Origin of the sequence: Curtobacterium sp. 179-B 9B NHS (assembly GCF_045370965.1) — a bacterium.
Classification (GTDB): domain Bacteria; phylum Actinomycetota; class Actinomycetes; order Actinomycetales; family Microbacteriaceae; genus Curtobacterium.
In genome coordinates this window covers 33819-50184 of record NZ_JBIQDQ010000020.1, presented here as the reverse complement: position 1 = coordinate 50184, position 16366 = coordinate 33819, and the positions used below count along the sequence as shown (strand labels likewise).

The 16366-nt window shown below is 71.5% G+C and carries 13 protein-coding genes, 1 tRNA gene and 1 pseudogene; 9 read left to right on the top strand and 6 right to left on the bottom strand.

The genetic code is table 11. From position 1 onward, the window contains the following. Positions 1–484: 484 nt before the first annotated feature. The 5 genes from ACH0A8_RS14465 to ACH0A8_RS14445 all read right to left on the bottom strand — a co-directional run bounded on the left by ACH0A8_RS14465 (position 485) and on the right by ACH0A8_RS14445 (position 6885). A complete protein-coding gene (locus ACH0A8_RS14465) occupies positions 485–2185 on the bottom strand; it encodes a cell wall metabolism sensor histidine kinase WalK (RefSeq protein ID WP_271826091.1) in 1701 nt (566 codons plus the stop codon). Between the two features lie 61 nt (positions 2186–2246). After that, complete coding sequence (locus ACH0A8_RS14460; protein ID WP_056120555.1) at positions 2247–2942, bottom strand: response regulator transcription factor; 696 nt, start codon at positions 2940–2942, stop codon at positions 2247–2249. Between the two features lie 55 nt (positions 2943–2997). After that, a complete protein-coding gene (locus ACH0A8_RS14455; RefSeq protein WP_066656535.1) occupies positions 2998–4692 on the bottom strand; it encodes a DNA repair helicase XPB in 1695 nt (564 codons plus the stop codon). 98 nt (positions 4693–4790) lie between these two features. Next, entirely contained in the window at positions 4791–6557 is a 1767-nt protein-coding gene (locus ACH0A8_RS14450; RefSeq protein ID WP_251155743.1) for a helicase-associated domain-containing protein, read from the bottom strand. 28 nt (positions 6558–6585) lie between these two features. Next, positions 6586–6885: a hypothetical protein gene (locus ACH0A8_RS14445; protein WP_066656531.1), complete on the bottom strand. Its 300-nt coding sequence runs from the start codon at positions 6883–6885 to the stop codon at positions 6586–6588. A gap of 55 nt (positions 6886–6940) precedes the next feature. On the opposite strand from ACH0A8_RS14445, the gene ACH0A8_RS14440 reads away from it, so the two are divergent. Together ACH0A8_RS14440 and ACH0A8_RS14435 are read left to right on the top strand one after the other, a co-directional pair. Next, positions 6941–7318: a cold-shock protein gene (locus ACH0A8_RS14440; protein ID WP_066656529.1), complete on the top strand. Its 378-nt coding sequence runs from the start codon at positions 6941–6943 to the stop codon at positions 7316–7318. Further along, positions 7318–7632, top strand: a pseudogene (locus ACH0A8_RS14435) (DUF3027 domain-containing protein); the annotation flags it as partial. The gene ACH0A8_RS14440 and the pseudogene ACH0A8_RS14435, both read left to right, overlap by 1 nt. Positions 7633–7974: 342 nt before the next feature. On the opposite strand, the gene serC reads toward ACH0A8_RS14435, so the two are convergent. Continuing rightward, the gene (gene serC, locus ACH0A8_RS14430; RefSeq protein ID WP_066656526.1) at positions 7975–9093 is read right to left on the bottom strand and encodes a phosphoserine transaminase; all 1119 of its coding nucleotides are present in this window, start codon (positions 9091–9093) and stop codon (positions 7975–7977) included. A 165-nt stretch (positions 9094–9258) separates the two neighbouring features. On the opposite strand from serC, the gene ACH0A8_RS14425 reads away from it, so the two are divergent. From ACH0A8_RS14425 to argG, 7 genes are all read left to right on the top strand, one after another. Then, the gene (locus ACH0A8_RS14425; protein ID WP_066656523.1) at positions 9259–9954 is read left to right on the top strand and encodes a metal-dependent transcriptional regulator; all 696 of its coding nucleotides are present in this window, start codon (positions 9259–9261) and stop codon (positions 9952–9954) included. 290 nt (positions 9955–10244) lie between these two features. Further along, entirely contained in the window at positions 10245–11192 is a 948-nt protein-coding gene (locus ACH0A8_RS14420) for a C40 family peptidase (RefSeq protein ID WP_066656519.1), read from the top strand. A 377-nt stretch (positions 11193–11569) separates the two neighbouring features. Beyond that, positions 11570–12064, top strand: a complete 495-nt coding sequence (locus ACH0A8_RS14415) for an HNH endonuclease (RefSeq protein ID WP_066656516.1) — start codon at positions 11570–11572, stop codon at positions 12062–12064. A 216-nt stretch (positions 12065–12280) separates the two neighbouring features. Then, positions 12281–13117 carry a pentapeptide repeat-containing protein gene (locus ACH0A8_RS14410; protein WP_406907425.1) on the top strand — a complete coding sequence of 279 codons (837 nt, stop codon included), beginning with the start codon at positions 12281–12283 and terminating at the stop codon, positions 13115–13117. Positions 13118–13127: 10 nt separating this feature from the next. Next, positions 13128–14231: an epoxide hydrolase family protein gene (locus ACH0A8_RS14405; RefSeq protein ID WP_406907424.1), complete on the top strand. Its 1104-nt coding sequence runs from the start codon at positions 13128–13130 to the stop codon at positions 14229–14231. Positions 14232–14244: 13 nt separating this feature from the next. Then, positions 14245–14319: transfer RNA gene (locus ACH0A8_RS14400), tRNA-Arg, on the top strand. 160 nt (positions 14320–14479) lie between these two features. Continuing rightward, positions 14480–15919: an argininosuccinate synthase gene (gene argG, locus ACH0A8_RS14395; protein WP_209685453.1), complete on the top strand. Its 1440-nt coding sequence runs from the start codon at positions 14480–14482 to the stop codon at positions 15917–15919. Positions 15920–16366: the final 447 nt, after the last annotated feature.

Genomic DNA, 16366 nt, shown 5'->3' with positions numbered 1-16366 from the left:
ATGTCGCTCGCTCCCACAGGTCCGCGCCGTGCTCCGGTCGCACGCCCTGCCGCCTGCGACCGTTCGAGTCGCACGACATGCCGCGTCGGCCGGAGTTGAGCGGCAAGCCGTGCGACCGCGAGCGCGACGTCTTCCGACACGATCAGCGCCGAGGCAACGGGTTCGCTGTCAACGGGTGGATCGTGGTGCACGCGACGGCTGCCGACGCGGCTCGACCTGCGGTGCTGTTCGAGCGACTCCGTCAAGCGTTCGCCGCCCGTTCCTGAGCCGGTCCGGCAGCTCTGATGTCGCTCGCTCCCACAGGTCCGCGCCGTGCTCCGGTCGCACGCCCTGCCGCCTGCGACCGTTCGAGTCGCACGACCTGCCGCCTGCGACCGTTCGAGTCGCACGACATGCCGCGTCGGCCGGAGTTGAGCGGCAAGCCGTGCGACCAGAACGGGCGGCGACGGCGGGCCGCCGGGCGGCGACGGCCGGGGCCGGCGCGTCAGGCGGCGGGGGACTTCGGGGTGGGGGTGTAGTCGCGGGGGAGCAGGGGGAGCCAGACGCGGAAGGTCGCGCCGCCGCCCTCGGTGTCGAACACCTCGACGGAGCCGTTGTGCGCGTGCACGATGCCCGACACGATCGCGAGACCGAGGCCGGAGCCGCCGGTGTCCCGCGCGCGCGAGGTGTCCGCCCGCCAGAAGCGCTGGAAGATCTTCTCGCGCAGCTGCGGCGGGATGCCCTCGCCGTGGTCGATGACGTCGATGTGGGCCATGCCGAGGTCGTCGTCCACGCCGATGCCGATCTCGATCGGGTCGTCGTGCTCGGTGAACCGCATGGCGTTGCCCATCAGGTTCGTCACGACCTGGCGGATCTTGTTCTCCTCGGCCAGGACGATCGGCGGACGGGCCGGCAGCACGACGGTCGGCAGGGGCGTGGTCTCGTCGGTCGGTACACCGCCCTCGACGCCCATGGCGCGGTTGCGGCGGGCACGGAGGCGCGCGATCGTCTGCCGCGAGAACGCGATCGGGCCGGTCGAGTTCGCCGACGGCGGGGAGACGGGCGTCTCGCCGGTGTCGATCTGGCCGAACGCACCCGGACGGACGGCCTGCGGCACGCTGACGCCCGTCACGGCGTCCTCGACGAGGACCTGGATCTCGCGGTCGGGGTTCGATGCCATGGTGTCGAGCGCCGAGTCGCGCGCGATGGCGACGAGGTCGACCGGGCCGAGCTCGAGCGGCTTCGACTCGTCGATGCGGGCGAGCTGGAGCAGGTCCTGCACGAGCAGGCCCATCCGCTGCGCTTCCTTCTCGATGCGGTCCATCGCCTGGGCGACGTCCTCCTCCTTGCGGAGCGCCCCCATCCGGTAGAGCTCGGCGTAGCCGCGGAGCGACACCAGCGGCGTGCGGAGCTCGTGGGAGGCGTCACCGACGAAGCGGCGCATCTGATCGATCGTCCGCTCGCGGTCCTCGAACGCGGAGTCGATCCGCTCGAGCATCGCGTTGAGCGAGCGGTTGAGACGACCGACCTCGGTGTTCGGGGTGTCGGCCTCGAGCCGCTGGTTGAAGTCACCGGCGGCGAACCGGGCGGCCGTGTCCTCCACGTCGCGCAGCGGGTCGAACGTGGCCGTCACGAGGAGCCGTGTCAGCATCGCGCCGAGCAGGATCACCGAGATGCCGAAGCCCAGGAAGATGATCGTGAAGCGGCCGATGGTCTTGTCGGTGTCGGCGCTCGACACGGCGACGAGCACGTACCCGGTCTCCGATGTGCCGCTCGACTGGTTCTGCAGCGACGCCGGGATGATCTGCGCGCGCCACTCGTGGTCGTGCTGGCTGTCGTACAGCGAGAACCGCTGCGAGCTCTGCGCCGCGGCGGAGAAGTCGAGCGAGCGGATGTCCGGCCGGCTGGAGGCACGGGTCTGGCAGATCTTGTCCCCGCGGGAGTCGTAGGCCGCGACGTAGGCGCTCTGCGACAGGACGATCGACAGCGTGCAGTACTGCTGGCCGTCGCTGATGTTCTGGCCCTCGAGCTGCTCGGACGTCTGCTTGACCGTGTTGTCGAGCTGCTGCATGAGGTACGTCGAGAGCACCGTCATGGTGCCGAGCCCCGCGACGAGCAGCCCGAGCGCGACGAGCAGCACCGTGATGCCGGTGATCTTGGTGCGGAGGGAGATCCCGTCCCACCAGTGGCTCATTCGCGTGTGCATGCTGCCCCAACGATAAGCGGCGACCGCCCGGTGAAACCGGACGGTCGCCGTGTGCCCGGCGTCAGGACGCCTTGGACGCCTTCAGCATGTAGCCGAACCCGCGCTTCGTCTGGATGATCGGCTCGGTCGAGTACTGGTCGAGCTTGCGGCGGAGGTACGAGATGTACGACTCGACGATGCCCGCGTCGCCGTTGAAGTCGTACTCCCACACGTGGTCGAGGATCTGCGCCTTCGACAGCACGCGGTTCGGGTTGAGCATCAGGTAGCGCAGGAGCTTGAACTCGGTCGGGGACAGCTCGATCTGCGCGTCGCCGATCGTGACCTCGTGCGTGTCCTGGTCCATCGTGAGCTCGCCGGCGCGGATGATCGCGTCCTCTTCGTCGTTCATGGTGCGACGGAGGATCGCCTTGATGCGCGCCACGATCTCGTCGAGCGAGAACGGCTTGGTGACGTAGTCGTCGCCGCCGACGGTGAGCCCGGTGATCTTGTCCTCGGTGTCGTCCTTCGCGGTGAGGAAGAGGATCGGCGACGTGTACCCGGACGAGCGGAGGCGCTTGGTGACGCCGAAGCCGTTCATGTCCGGGAGCATCACGTCGAGGATGATCAGGTCGGGCTCCTCCTCGAGCACGGCGGAGATCGCCTGGGCCCCGTTGCCGACCGCACGGACGGCGAACCCGGCGAAGCGCAACGAGGTCGTGAGGAGGTCGCGGATGTTCGGCTCGTCGTCGACGATCAGGATCTTGGGGCCATCGGTCATGGTCCCATCCTCTGACCGTTCCCTAGAGGTTTCCTGGGAGCGGGTCGTGTGGTGGCTACGCGGCCGCCAGCACCTGGTCGGCGTCGAGGATCGTGTACGCGTACCCCTGCTCGGCGAGGAAGCGCTGCCGGTTCTGCGCGAAGTCCTGGTCGACCGTGTCCCGCGTCACGAGCGTGTAGAACGACGCCGGCAGGCCGTCCTTGTTCGGGCGGAGCAACCGGCCGAGACGCTGCGCTTCCTCCTGTCGGGAGCCGAACGACCCGGACACCTGGATCGCCACGGTGGCGTCGGGGAGGTCCACCGAGAAGTTCGCGACCTTCGACACCACGAGCACGTCGATCGAGCCCTCGCGGAACGCCTGGAACAGCCGCTCTCGCTCGTCGACCGGTGTCGACCCGGTGATCTCGGCGGCGTCGAGTGACGCGGCGAGGTCGTCGAGCTGGTCGATGTACTGCCCGATCACCAGGATCTGCTCGCCGTGGTGCTTCTCGATGAGCTCGCGCACCACCGGGGTCTTCGCCGGCGAGGTCGCCGCCATGCGGTAGCGCTCGTCGTCACCCGACGCCGCGTACTCCAGGCGGTCCTGGTGGGGGAGGTCGATCCGCACCTCGTAGCAGGCCGCCGGGGAGATGTAGCCCTGCGCTTCGATCTCCTTCCACGGGGCGTCGTAGCGCTTCGGCCCGATGAGCGAGAACACGTCGCTCTCGCGGCCGTCTTCGCGCACCAGGGTGGCCGTGAGCCCGAGCCGCCGCCGTGCCTGCAGGTCGGCGGTGAGCTTGAACACCGGCGCGGGGAGCAGGTGGACCTCGTCGTAGACGATCAGGCCCCAGTCGAGGGCGTCGAGGAGCGACAGGTGCGTGTACTCGCCCTTCCGCCGAGCGGTCAGGATCTGGTACGTCGCGATCGTGACGGGACGGATCTCCTTCGTGGTGCCGGAGTACTCGCCGATGTCCTCGGGGGACAGGGTCGTCCGGCGCAGGAGTTCGTCACGCCACTGCCGAGCGGACACGGTGTTCGTCACGAGGATGAGCGTCGTCGCCTTGACGGTCGCCATCGCCCCGGCGCCGACGAGCGTCTTGCCGGCACCACACGGCAGCACGACCACGCCGGAGCCCTGCGCGAAGAAGGTGTCGACGGCCTGCTCCTGGTACGGCCGCATGTGCCAGGACGCCGTGTCGAGGTCGATCGGGTGCGGCTGTCCCGGCGTGTAGCCCGCGAGGTCCTCCGCCGGCCACCCGAGCTTGACGAGCTCCTGCTTGACCTGCCCGCGTGCCCAGGGCTGCAGCTCGATCTCCGAGGGGGAGCGCTGGTCGCCGAGCAGGGGCTTGATGCGCTTCGACCGGGTGACCTCGGCCAGGACCGACGGGTCCTCGGCGGTGAGGAGCAGGAGCGGCTGGCGCTCGAGCTCCTCGCTCGGGGAGTTCGCGATCGCCGGGGCGTCCTCGCGCTCCTCGCGCCGGATGACGAGCCGCCCGTACCGCGAGACGGTGTCGCGGATGTCGACCGTGACGCTCTGCGGGACCGGGAACTTCGCGAACCGCTCGAGCGTGCCGATCATCGACTCGGCGTCGTGCCCGGCCGCGCGGGCGTTCCAGAGCCCGAGGCGCGTGATCCGGTAGGTGTGCACGTGCTCCGGGGCGCGTTCGAGCTCGGCGAAGGCCGCGAGCTCGTGCCGGGCGTCCTCGGCCTGGGGGTGGGCGACCTCGAGGAGCACGGTGCGGTCACTCTGCACGATCAGCGGTCCGTTCATGACGGATCAGCCTAGGCGGCGCGGCTGCGAGCCGCCGCCCCCGGTGCGCAACGGTGGAGAAACGGCTCGCGGGGCGCGGCTGTGCAGGGACGCGCGGCTCAGGCCTCGCTCTCGACCGCGACGACGAGCGACAGCGGCAGCGTCCGCTCCACGTCGACCGCGGTGTCACGGCCGCGGACCCGCCCGGCGGCGACCGACGTCGGCACGATCGAGATCGGTCGCTCCGACCCGTCCGGCATGCGGACGGTCAGCCGGATCGGCGTCTTCCCGCGCACCGCCAGGTCGATCTGCCGCCCGAGCCACTCCTGCTCCGGCTCCGCGTCGCCGCGCTCCGTCGTCAGGCGCAGGCGTTCCACGAGCGCGTGGGCGGCCTGTTCCGGCGTCCGACCGGCGCCACCACGCCGACGGCCGGGAGGCGCGTCCGAGGCCACGGGACGGGCGGCGGCCGTCAGCACGGCCGGGTACCGCTGCTCCTCGAGCGCCGCGTGGACCACGTGCGGCGGGTGCGGGGCGGTGAGCGTCGTCAGGTCGGCGCGTTCCCAGGTGAGCTGGCGCAGCTCGGCGTCGACCCCGACCAGGTCGAGCTGGTCCGGCGTCCCGTGCACGACCGCCCCGCGACCGTCCGGCGCGACGTCGACCACGAGGCCGCCGTCCCGCGACGCCACCTGGTCGACGAGGTAGGTGAGGGGCTGCGGCACGTCGGTCGCCGAGAGTCGGTCCAGCAGCGCGAGCAGGTCCTCACGCGTGCTGCCGGCCCGGACCGCCCGCCGCACGGAGTCCTCGGAGACGCGGTACCGGGCGGCCAACCCCGGTGCCTCGAGGTCGGCGACGCTCCGGAGTGCGTCGTCGTCGGCGGGAGTGAGCGGCCCCGGGGCGATGACCGTCAGGTCGTGCTGCAGGTAGACGCCGTCGACGGTCGGCGGCAGGTCGTCGGCTGCGGCGTCGGCATCGCCGTCGAGGACCGCTCGGCCCGTCGCCGTCACCGTGCCGTCGACCGCGAGCCCGAGGACCTCGGCGGTGCCGGCGACGTCGAGCAGGACGGCGTCGAGCCACCGGGCGCCCGCCGGGAAGGCCCAGCGTCCGACGGCGACCAGGTCGTGCAGGTCGTCGTCGGCCGCCCGGAGCACGTCGTGCACGGCCGGGTCGAGCGAGCGCCACCACCGTCCGGCCAGGTCCACCCAGCGGTCCGGCCAGGCCGCGACGAGCCAGGTGCGCCCCTCGGACGACACGGCCCAGCGCCCCTCGCCGGGGTGCGCGAGGCCGGTGCGGTCCAGCAGCGTGAGCCGGTCCGGCACGACGTCCGGGTCGGTGCCGACGCGCTCGCCGAGGGTCCGGGCGAGCGGCGTGCCGATGCCGCCCTTGACGAGTTCGCGGACCTCGCCGGCGTCGACCGCGCGGAGCAGCTCGGCGAGCACCGTCATCGTCGTGAACGCACGCTCCGCGCCGGTCGCGCGGGCGCGCTCCTGGTCGGCCACCTGCTCGTCGGGCGCGGCGGGGCGGACCGGCGCCGTGCCTCCCGGCCGGAGGTCGGCGACCTCGGCGTGGGCAGCCAGTCGTCCGGCGACGGCGTCGTCCACCGAGCCCGCGTCGTCGGCGAGGCCCAGCGCGACCGCCGGGGCGAGCGCGTCGGCGTCAGCCGACCCGTCGCGGAGGGCGAGGAGGGTCGCCCGGGGCAGGTGCTCGAGCGCTGCGTCGACGGCGTCGTCGGTGCGCAGCGCCTCGGCGAGGTCGAAGAAGTCGGCCGCGTGCTGCGGGCCGGACTCGGCGAGGACGGCCGCGGGCAGACGGCGGGCGACCACGAGCCGTTCCAGCTCGTCGTCGGACATCCCCCGCAGCCGGGCGGCGAGGTCGGCGGTGGTCGTCATCGTCCGCCGCTCCGGTCCGCGCGGGTCCTCAGCGGTCCGACCGGTTCTCGCGGGCGCGCTTGGTCCAGGTCAGTCCGAGCAGGACGAGGACCAGCACCATGCCGATGGGCAGACCGATCAGCGGGACCGCCATGATCACCGGCCAGGGCATCGATCCGTTGGCGCTCGGGACGGTCAGCCACATCACGACCATCGCGATGATGCAGAGGAGACCGGCGATGAAGATGCCGCCGATCATGAACCCGAGGACGCGTTCGGTACGATTGAACGTCACCGGGGTGTCCGCGGGTTCGCGCGTGTTCCCGGTGGATCGGGTCGGCTTGGCCATCGGCCCAGGATATCCGACGCACCACGGCCGTTCCACGACCACGAGGAGTCCACGCATGCCCACCGGCAAGGTCAAGTTCTACGACGACCAGAAGGGGTTCGGGTTCATCACCGGCGACGACGGTGAGCCGGTCTTCCTGCACGCGTCCTCGCTGCCGGACGGCGTCACCTCGGTCAAGGCCGGCACCCGCCTCGAGTACGGCGTCGTGCAGGGCAAGAAGGGCTCGCAGGCGCTGTCCGTGCGGCTGCTCGAGCCGGCGCCCTCGCTCGCGAAGATGTCCCGCCGCTCCGCCGACGACATGGCGGTGATCGTCGAGGACCTGGTGAAGGAGCTCGACCGGGTCAGCGGCGACCTGCGCCACGGGCGCTACCCGAAGAACGGCGAACGCCTCGCCGCGATCCTGCGCCACGTCGCAGACCAGTTGGACGCCTGATGGTCGACCACACGGAGCTCGCGCGGAAGGCGCTGCTCGAGGTCACGCCGGAGTCGACGGTCGGCCAGCCGGTCGGCACCGTGGACGAGGGTGACGGCGTCGTCTCGGTCCTGTTCTCGAACCGGATGCCCGGTTACCCCGGGTGGCGCTGGACGGTCTCGATCGCGCAGGTCGAGGGCGACGAGCCCACCGTGCTCGAGGTCGAGCTGATGCCCGGCGACGGCTCGCTGGTCGCTCCGGACTGGGTGCCGTGGGCGGACCGGATGGCGGAGTACCGCGCCGGCCAGGCGGACGAGGACGACGACGACGAGTCGGACGACGAGGACGACGACGAGGACGACGACCTCGACGACGCCGAGGAGTCCGACTACGACGACCCGGACGACGACGAGGCAGACGACGACGCCTCGGACGACGACGACGAGTTCGAGGACGACGAGGACGACCTCGCGGAGTCGGACGACGACGAGCTCGACGGCGTCGACGTCGACGCGGCGGACGACGACTCCGATGACGACGCGGCGGACGACGTCGCCGAGGACCCCGCTCCGGTGCGCTCCCGCGGCTCGCGTCGTCGGGCGTCCCGCGTCCGGCCGACCGACCCCGACCAGGACCTCGAGCTCGACCGGCTCGACCCGTCCGTCCGTGCTGGCGTCTCAGCCGCGCAGCTCGCCGATGACGAAGTCGATCGCCCGCACGAGCTTCGCCACGTCGTCCGGGTCGATCGCGGTGAACGTGGCGACACGGAGCTGGTTGCGGCCGAGCTTCCGGTACGGCTCGGTGTCGACGATGCCGTTCGCGCGGAGCGTCGCGGCGACGGCCTTCGCGTCGATCGACTCGTCGAGGTCGATCGTCGCCACGACCTGCGACCGGTGGGCGGGGTCGGTGACGAACGGGGTGGCGTGGTCGGAGGCCTCGGCCCAGTCGTAGATCGTCGACGACGACGTCTTCGTGCGGGTGTCGGCCCACGCCAGACCACCGGACTGGTTGATCCAGTCGACCTGGTCGTCGAGCAGCAGCAGGGTCGCGAGCGCCGGGGTGTTCAGCGTCTGGTCGAGCCGCGAGTTGTCGACGGCGTTCTGCAGGGAGAGGAACTCCGGGATGTAGCGGTCCGAGGCGGCGATGCGCTCGACGCGCTCGATCGCGGCGGGGGAGAACAGGGCGAGCCACAGCCCTCCGTCCGAGGCGAAGTTCTTCTGGGGCGCGAAGTAGTAGACGTCGGTCGCGGCGACGTCGAACGCGGCACCACCGGCGGCGCTCGTGGCGTCGACGACGGTCAGCGCGCCGTCGTCACCCGCAGCGCGGACGACGGGCGCCATGACGCCGGTCGAGGTCTCGTTGTGCGGGTAGGCGTAGACGTCGACGCCCTCGACGGGCTCGAGCGCGGCGAGCGAGCCGCCGGGTGCCTCGACGACGTGCGGGGTCTCGAGCCACGGGGTGTCCGTGGCCTTGGCGAACTTCGAGCCGAACTCGCCGAAGGACAGGTTCTCGGCACGACGTTCGACCAGCCCGAAGGCGGCGGCGTCCCAGAACGCGGTCGAGCCGCCGTTGCCGAGGACGACCTCGTAGCCGTCCGGGAGCTGGAAGAGGTCGGCGAGGCCGCGGCGGACGCTGCCGACGAGGTCCTTCACGGGCTTCTGGCGGTGGGACGTCCCGAGGATCGTCGCCCCGCGGGTCACGAGTGACTCGAGCTGCGCGCCGCGGATCTTGGACGGGCCGCAGCCGAAGCGTCCGTCGGTCGGGAGGAGTTCGGCGGGGATGACGATGTCTGCCATGCGCCGATCCTAGCGAGCGGTATCCCACCGTCACCGACCCTGGACCGGCCGGACGGGGCGGACCCGACCCGCGCCTCCAGGCCGTGGAGCGCGCCCGTCGGTGCGGTCTTGTCGCACTGCTCAAGTAGGGTGGATCGGGCTGGGCCCAGACATGAGAGGCGGACCGTGACCGATCTCGTCGACACCACGGAGATGTACCTGCGGACGATCCTCGACCTCGAGGAAGAGGGGATCGTGCCGCTGCGCGCGCGCATCTCCGAGCGTCTCGGACACTCCGGTCCCACCGTCTCCCAGACGATCGCGCGGATGGAGCGCGACGGTCTGGTCGTCGTCTCCGGTGACCGCCACCTCGAGCTCACGGGCGAGGGTCGCTCGCGGGCGACGCACGTGATGCGCAAGCACCGGCTGGCCGAACGGCTCCTCGCCGACGTGATCGGACTCGACTGGGCCTTCGTGCACGACGAGGCCTGCCGCTGGGAGCACGTGATGAGCGAGCAGGTCGAGGTCCGACTGCTCGAGATGCTCGGCAACCCCACGGAGTCGCCCTACGGCAACCCGATCCCCGGGCTCGCCGAGATCGGTGGACCGACGGCGGGGCAGTTCCTCGACGGTGTGCAGAACATCGTCGCGGCGACCGACGGCACGGACGCCGTCGCGGTCGGCGTCGTGCGTCGCCTGGGCGAACCGGTGCAGTTCGAGCCCGAGCTGCTGCACCAGCTGCGCACCGCCGGCGTCATGCCCGGCCGTGTCGCCCGGGTGCAGCGCGCCGGTGCGTACGTCGCGGTCCGGGTGGACGGCGAGGACGCCGGCATCGAGCTGCCGACCGAGGTCGCGCAGCACGTCTACATCGAGCGGGACTGACCGTCGGTGCTCCGTCCGAGCCTGAGAATCGGCACAAGGTCACGAGGCTCGGTCGCTGCTGATCAGGGGTTCGTGATCGTTCCGTTACCGAACCGTCGTTTCATCTCGACAAGGTAACGGCCCCCACGTACACTCGTCGAGTCCCCGGGCCGCCCACGAGGCCCAGGACCCGTGGCAGGACGTCTCGAACCCGTCTCCTGCCTCGATCGGAAACGATGACGAACGGATGGGGTCCGCCCCTCCGCCCTGACCCAGGCGGAGACGGTGACGAGACGCCGGAGACACCACCCTTGACGCAGACCGGTTCCGCCGCGGACGACCAGACGCCCGCCAACCCGACGAACACCGCGAACGACGCCCCGCTCACCCGGCGGGCCGCGCGCCAGACCGAAGCCCCCGCCCGTCGCATCACCCCCGTCCGCGACGCACCGCTCCCCGGCGGCCGTCGCGCTGCGCAGGCCGCCCGCGCCGCCGAGACCGCCAAGGCGAGCAGCTCGGCCCGCAAGCGCCGGTTCCTCGCCCCCGTCGTGCTGACGGTCGCCGCCGGCATGTTCGGCACCGTGGCCGTCGCCCCGGCCTTCGCCGCGACGCAGCAGACCGGTTCGACCGCCGCCGACGCGCAGCGCCAGGTCCGCACGACCCAGGCACAGCAGTTCTCGGTGTCCGACGCCGTGGCCCTCGCCGGGACGTCGCGTGACGGCTACGGCGCGACCGCGCAGTCCACCCTCGACGCCGAGGCCGCGCAGAAGGCCGCCGCCGAGCAGGCCGCGGCTGCGCAGGCCCAGGCCGCAGCGACCCAGGCGGCGCGCGCGCAGACCGCGAAGCAGTACTCGTCGTACAGCGGCCCGTCCGCGAACGAGATCGCCACCACGGCGGCCGCCGCGAACACCCCGTTCTCGCTGCCGGCCGTCGTCGCCACCGCGAAGCAGTACATCGGCACCCCGTACGTCTTCGGCGGCGCGGACCCGTCCGGCTTCGACTGCTCGGGCTACATCATGTACGTCTACGCGCAGTACGGCATCAGCCTGCCGCACTCGGTCCCGCTGCAGGACGCCGCGGGCACCACGATCCCCGAGTCCCAGGCGCAGCCGGGCGACGTCGTCATCTTCAACGACGGTTCGCACGACGGCTTCTACATGGGCAACGGCATGATCATGGACGCGCCGAAGCCCGGTGGCTCCGTCTCGATCCGCCCGATCTGGACGAGCAGCTACCACATCGTGCGCTTCGGCATCTGACCCGAGCACCCGCACGACGGTGACGACCCTGGTGTCGTTCCCGTGAACACTCCCGGAAACCGGTCCGCACACCCTCGTGTCGGGCCGGTTTCCGACGTACCCTGGTGCTGCACCGGTCCGATCCGGCCCGAACACGGGAGACCTCATGTCAGCGTTCCGCACGACCCGCACCACGGGTCGGCGCGCGCTCGTGGACATACGGTCGACCGCCCCCTGCGTGCACCATCACGCCCCTGTCTGACGAGAGCACTGCCCATCCGGGTGGTGCTCTTCGTGGTTCAGGGCGTGGTCACAGGTCGCGGTCCCCTGTCGACGTCGATCGACCCGACGCACCCGCAGCGCCTGGAAGCCGTCCAGGCACCGTCGGAAGGGAACCCATGCGCACTCTCGTCCTCAACGCCGGTTACGAGCCCCTCGCGGTGATCTCGGACCGACGGGCCCTCGTGCTGGTCATGAACCAGAAGGCCGCCGTCATCGCCGCCGACCTCGACCACCCGGTCTCGGGGTCCTCCGCGAGCTTCGATCGTCCGTCCGTCATCATCCTGACCCGCTACGTGCGGATCCCGCACGCGAGACTCGTGCCGGTCTCGCGACGCGGGGTCCTGCGGCGTGACGCCAATCGCTGTGCCTACTGCGACCGGCACGCCACCACGATCGACCACGTGCAGCCCCGGTCGCGCGGCGGCCAGGACTCGTGGGAGAACCTCGTCGCCTGCTGCCTGGCCTGCAACAACACGAAGGGCGACCGCACCCCGCAGGAGATGGGGTGGCGGCTGCGCTTCCGGCCGAAGGCGCCGCACGGTGCGTCCTGGGTGGTGCGGGGGATCGAGCGCCCGCAGTCGGAGTGGGACGAGTACCTGGTGGCCGCGTAGCGCCGGCCCGGCGTCGCGACGGACGGGAGGCGCGTGGCGGGGCCGCCCCGTGCCTCCCGTCCGTCGCGTAGTCTGGCCGCAGTGATCCGCTCATCGCTGTGACCCAGCTGCTTCGTCGCCTCGTCCAGGAGGCGGTGGTCGCGTGTGCCCTGCGGGTGGACTCCTCGGGAGTCCCCGCCGTCGCCACCTCCACCTCGACACACTGGACGACCACCGATGACCTCTTCCTCGTTCCCCGGACCCGACCGCGCCGACCTGCGCGCCGACTGCGGGTCATGCGCGGCCCTCTGCTGCGCCGCGTTCGGCTTCACGCGGTCCGCTGACTTCCCCGTCGACAAGGCGCCGGGCGACCCGTGCCGGAACCTCGCCGACGACTTCTCGTGCACCGTCCACGAGTCACTCCGGCCACGCGGGTACCGCGGCTGCACCGTCTTCGACTGCGCCGGTGCCGGACAGCGCGTCACCGGACAGCTCTACGGTGGCGTGGACCGGCACCAGCGCCAGGACGTGCGGGTCGAGATGTTCGCCGTCTTCCGTGTCGTCCGACAGCTCCACGACCTCCTCTGGTACCTGGCCGAGGGCGCGGTCCGCAGGTTCCAGCCCGAGGCGTCGGCAGTGTTGGTGGAGCGGATCGAGGACGCGATCGGGCAGGGGCCGACCGCGGTCCTCGGGCTCGACCTGGTCGGGCTGCACGAGGAGGTCCGCGCGGTCCTGGTCGAGGTGAGCGCCGAGGTGCGGGGCGGGTACGCGACGGTCCTGCCCACGGTCCTGTCGCCCGGGGCCGACCTGATTGGTCGGCGCTTCCACGGCGTCAGCCTGTGCGGGGCGGACCTCCGCGGCGCGTACCTGATCGGCGCTGACCTCTCGGGGGCCGACCTCGGCGGAGTCGACCTGCTCGGCGCAGACCTGCGTGGTGCGCGCGTGCACGGGGCGGACCTCTCGGGCTCCCTCTTCCTGACCCAGATGCAGGTCAACGCGGCGCAGGGCGACGAGCGCACGCGGCTCCCAGTTGACGTCGTCCGCCCGTCGCACTGGGGCAGCGGCGGCGCGTAGCGTGCGAGCCATGAGCGAGACGCCCGTGATCGACGACGCCACGATCGGGGACCTCCGTGTCCGACTCCGCGCCACCCGCTGGCCGGACGCGCCCGCCGGCACCGGGTGGTCGCTCGGCGTCGACGTGGACGAGCTCCGGCCGCTGGGCGAGTACTGGGCCGACGGGTTCGACTTCGACGGGCACCGGGAGCAGCTCGCCGCGCTGCCGTCCGAGCGGCACGTCGTCGACGGCGTCCGAGTGCACGTGCTTGATGCGCGATCCGGCCGTCCCGACGCCCTCCCGCTGCTGCTCGCCCACGGGTGGCCGGACTCCGGGTGGCGGTACCGCAAGGTCCTGCCGATGCTCGTCGAGGCCGGGTTCGACGTCGTCGTGCCGGACATGCCCGGGTACGGGTTCTCGGACGCGCCACCGCGCGTGCTCGATGCCCGCGAGGTGGCGGGCATGTGGGCGACACTGATGACGGACCTCGGGTACGACCGGTTCGCTGCGTCCGGCGGGGACATCGGGACGCACGTCGTCCGGTACCTCGCACTCGACCACCCCGACCGTGTGGTCGCCGTGCACCGGATCGACGGCGGGCTGGCGTGGCCCGGGATCGACACCACGGAGCTGTCCCCGGCGGAGCGGGCCTTCGTGCAGGCGACCGAGCGGTGGCGGACCGCCGAGGGCGCCTACGCGATGATGCACCGCACGAAGCCCCAGACCGCCGCCGTCGGGCTGACCGACTCACCCGCGGGTCTCGCTGCGTGGATCGTCGAGAAGCTCCGGTCGTGGAGCGACTGCGGCGGCGACCTGTGGTCGGTGTACACGCGGGACGAGGTCCTGGCGCTGCTGACCGAGTACTGGGCGACGGCGACGATCGGGTCCTCCATGCGGATGTACCACGCGAACGCGGCGATCCCCGCTTCGCAACTGCGTCGACGGGTGGAGGTGCCGTCGGGGTTCTCGGTGTTCCCGGGCGACATCGTGCGGGCTCCGCGGGAGTGGCTCGAGCGCACGACGAACCTCGTGCACCACCACGAACTCGACCGGGGCGGGCACTTCGCGCCGTTCGAGCAGCCGGAGCTGTTCGTGGACGAGGTCTGCGCGTTCCTGGAGCCGTACCGCCGCTAGAGTGGACGGGCCAGCCTCTGTAGCTCAATGGAAGAGCAGTTCCGTCCTAAGGAAACGGTTGGGGGTTCGAGTCCCTCCAGGGGCACCACGTCGTCCGGGGGCACCGCGTCGAGCGCGGGTTCGCGTCCCTGCGGTGCTCGTCCAGGGGCACCGATCGTTGCACCAGCCGTCGTCTGGGCCGGAACGGGTTCTCCACAACCGTCGCCCTGGACGGTAGCCCGGGCCCAGCGCCCCGTACGATTGACCCCGTGTCCAAGGTCCTGAGCAGTCTCCCCGTCGGCGAACGAGTCGGCATCGCGTTCTCCGGAGGTCTCGACACCTCCTGCGCGGTCGCCTGGATGCGCGAGAAGGGAGCGGTGCCCTGCACGTACACGGCCGACATCGGCCAGTACGACGAGCCGGACATCGACGCCGTCCCGGGTCGCGCGAAGGAGTACGGCGCCGAGATCGCCCGCATCGTCGACGCGAAGAGCGCCCTGGTCGAAGAGGGCCTCGTCGCCCTGCAGACCGGTGCCTTCCACATCCGCTCCGGCGGCAAGACCTACTTCAACACGACGCCGCTCGGCCGCGCGGTGACGGGCACGATGCTCGTCCGCGCCATGAAGGAGGACGGGGTCGACATCTGGGGCGACGGCTCCACCTACAAGGGCAACGACATCGAGCGGTTCTACCGCTACGGCCTGATGGCCAACCCGCGGCTGCGCGTCTACAAGCCGTGGCTCGACACCGAGTTCGTCGAGGAGCTCGGCGGTCGCAAGGAGATGAGCGAGTGGCTCGTCGCCCGTGGGTTCCCGTACCGCGACTCCACCGAGAAGGCCTACTCGACCGACGCGAACATCTGGGGAGCAACGCACGAGGCGAAGAGCCTCGAGGAGCTCTCGAGCGGTCTGGACATCGTCGAGCCGATCATGGGCGTCGCCGCCTGGCGTGACGACGTCGAGGTAGCCACCGAAGAGGTCTCGGTCCGCTTCGAGGCCGGCCGCCCGGTCGCCATCAACGGCGTCGAGTACGCCGACGCCGTCGCGCTCGTGTACGAGGCGAACGCCATCGGTGGTCGCCACGGCCTCGGCGCGAGCGACCAGATCGAGAACCGCATCATCGAGGCCAAGAGCCGCGGCATCTACGAGGCGCCGGGCATGGCCCTGCTGCACATCGCCTACGAGCGTCTGCTCAACGCGATCCACAACGAGGACACCGTCGCGGCGTACCACAACGAGGGTCGTCGTCTCGGACGTCTGATGTACGAGGGCCGGTGGCTCGACCCGCAGTCCCTCATGCTGCGCGAGTCGCTGCAGCGCTGGGTCGCCTCCGCCGTCACCGGTGAGGTCACGCTGCGCCTGCGGCGTGGTGACGACTACACGATCCTCGACACCACGGGTCCGGCGCTGTCGTACCACCCGGACAAGCTCTCGATGGAGCGTGTCGGCGACGCAGCGTTCGGTCCGGACGACCGCATCGGGCAGCTCACGATGCGCAACCTCGACATCGCGGACTCGCGCTCGCGCCTCGAGCAGTACGCGGCGGCCGGGCTGATCGGCGGCGCGACGGGCGAACTCGTCGGCGAGCTGCAGTCGGGCGAGGCCGAGGAGATCCTCGGCGGAGCCGTCGTGTCCAGCGAGGACGAGGCACTCGGTCGCGCGACGGACGCCGCGTCCGAGGGCGCCGCCTTCGACTCCGGTACCGACTGACACACACCGCACCGACACGAACGGGAGCCCCTGCCGCGCGCAGGGGCTCCCGTTCGTCGTCCGTGGCGTGCGTCGGGAGAGGGCGTGTGGCTCTTCCGAGCGGCGTGCACACGCGCACTTCGACGTTGCGCGCGTCGAACGACGTGCGCGGTGTCGTCCTGTGCGCCTGCATCGGTCGCGGGTGCATCGGCCGACATTGCGCGGGTCGATCGACAGGTGCTTCGGCGCGGGACGTCCCTCGCGTCGGGAGTGGGGGTCGGGCCGTGCGACATCACCGTCGTCGTGCGACAGCGGCGGTGTCGTTTCGGCCGATCCGGCACGAGCGAGGTCGGTTCGTGCGACATCACCGTCGTCGTGCGACAGCGGCCGCGTCGTACGACAGCGCCGCGCTGCCGCGACCAGCCGCCGACGCGCCCACACGACGGACGGGAGGCGCGGTACCGACCG

What these genes read in the sequence shown, in the direction of transcription:
- ACH0A8_RS14465 (WP_271826091.1), bottom strand. Translation starts at nt 2,185, where the DNA reads ATGCACACGCGAATGAGCCACTGGTGGGACGGGATCTCCCTCCGCACC.
- ACH0A8_RS14460 (WP_056120555.1), bottom strand. Translation starts at nt 2,942, where the DNA reads ATGACCGATGGCCCCAAGATCCTGATCGTCGACGACGAGCCGAACATC.
- ACH0A8_RS14455 (WP_066656535.1), bottom strand. Translation starts at nt 4,692, where the DNA reads ATGAACGGACCGCTGATCGTGCAGAGTGACCGCACCGTGCTCCTCGAG.
- ACH0A8_RS14450 (WP_251155743.1), bottom strand. Translation starts at nt 6,557, where the DNA reads ATGACGACCACCGCCGACCTCGCCGCCCGGCTGCGGGGGATGTCCGAC.
- ACH0A8_RS14445 (WP_066656531.1), bottom strand. Translation starts at nt 6,885, where the DNA reads ATGGCCAAGCCGACCCGATCCACCGGGAACACGCGCGAACCCGCGGAC.
- ACH0A8_RS14440 (WP_066656529.1), top strand. Translation starts at nt 6,941, where the DNA reads ATGCCCACCGGCAAGGTCAAGTTCTACGACGACCAGAAGGGGTTCGGG.
- serC (WP_066656526.1), bottom strand. Translation starts at nt 9,093, where the DNA reads ATGGCAGACATCGTCATCCCCGCCGAACTCCTCCCGACCGACGGACGC.
- ACH0A8_RS14415 (WP_066656516.1), top strand. Translation starts at nt 11,570, where the DNA reads ATGCGCACTCTCGTCCTCAACGCCGGTTACGAGCCCCTCGCGGTGATC.
- ACH0A8_RS14410 (WP_406907425.1), top strand. Translation starts at nt 12,281, where the DNA reads ATGACCTCTTCCTCGTTCCCCGGACCCGACCGCGCCGACCTGCGCGCC.
- ACH0A8_RS14405 (WP_406907424.1), top strand. Translation starts at nt 13,128, where the DNA reads ATGAGCGAGACGCCCGTGATCGACGACGCCACGATCGGGGACCTCCGT.